The organism is Pelobium manganitolerans, from assembly GCF_003609575.1.
Lineage (GTDB): Bacteria > Bacteroidota > Bacteroidia > Sphingobacteriales > Sphingobacteriaceae > Pseudopedobacter > Pseudopedobacter manganitolerans.
In genome coordinates, this window is the sequence record NZ_MBTA01000019.1 from 1 (window position 1) to 1118 (window position 1118).

Below are 1118 nucleotides of genomic sequence, written 5' to 3' on the forward strand. Positions count from 1 at the left end.
CATTTCGGTCGGCATTTGATAAAGTTAAGTCTGTCAGCGCAGTTGATTTTTAAGGGCAGAAAAATTTTTCCGGTAGGTCTGTCTTGCAGAGCAGGTCGTCAAGCTAAACGGTTTGCGGGTCGGGTCAGCCAGAAAGTGTTGCAGGTCGGCAATTTACCAGAAAAGCACAGGAAGAATCCAGGTCGGTCGGTGAACAAGCGGAATTTGTCCTGCTAATTTGTCGCCAAAAGTTTAACAGCAAGATTATTGTTCCAGTTCGGTCGGCAGTTTAAAACAGCGATATGTTTTCAGTAGCAATGCTCGCTAACGGTTTGCCGCTTTGCGAAGGCGGGGATTTTTAGTACTAATCTTCATTAGAAGCACAAAAGTTGAATTTAGCACTTTACTGTCATAGAAGCACGAACCCCCCGCTTTTGCAAAACGGCTGTTAGCACCAGTAGTTCTATTAAGACGCAAATTTTTCGCCTGTTGCATAAATGTCAAATGTCAGTTCAAGTCCAAGTCTTGTTATTCTATTTAATATTTCATTGTCCAGATAGAGTCCTGTAAAATTTCCGTTTCCAATATGATAAACAATTGTTACAAAAATGTTTCTAGTGCTTGTCTGTATGGAAAGTTGTTTAATTCCTTCAAGGTCTGTTTCTAATATGTCCAATAGGTATTTTAATTTTCTTTCAAGTCGTCCTGGCTCTGAAAAGGATTCAAATTCAAGTCCGTTGTAAGTGTATTCAAATTTTCCATTTGAAAAAAAGTCACCTTTTGTAATTGTCTTGGTTGGCTTAATAGAAGTGATTTTCAACAATTCGTCAGTCGTCAACATTTCCGAAGTCGGCATAAAACTAATTCCAACAAATGGTAATGTGTCTACAGCAATTAATTCAATATTGTTTGTTGTGTCAAAAACAAATTCAAGACAAAAGCTTTCATTTTTAACTTCAATATATGCTGTCGCTAATTTTTGATTATCGTCAAATTCGATTTTTGCAATTTTAGGTTTGTTGTCTTCGTATTTGACTTCCAATATTTTTAAATACTGTGTTGTCATCTCAAAAGTCGGATTGAGAAGTTCGTCAGTAATTATATTGATTATCGTTGTCGTCATACTATTGGTGCTAACG

2 protein-coding genes are annotated in these 1118 nt (G+C 36.9%); one reads left to right on the forward strand and one right to left on the reverse strand.

What is annotated here, in order from left to right; translation table 11 throughout:
- A partial coding sequence (locus tag BCY91_RS17745; protein ID WP_220699460.1) for a hypothetical protein occupies positions 1 to 216 on the forward strand: 216 nt, incomplete at its 5' end.
- A gap of 229 nt (positions 217 to 445) precedes the next feature.
- Here BCY91_RS17745 and BCY91_RS08540 read toward each other — a convergent pair.
- Positions 446 to 1118, reverse strand: a 673-nt coding sequence (locus BCY91_RS08540; RefSeq protein ID WP_220699461.1) for a DUF4279 domain-containing protein, incomplete at its 5' end; no start/stop codon positions are given.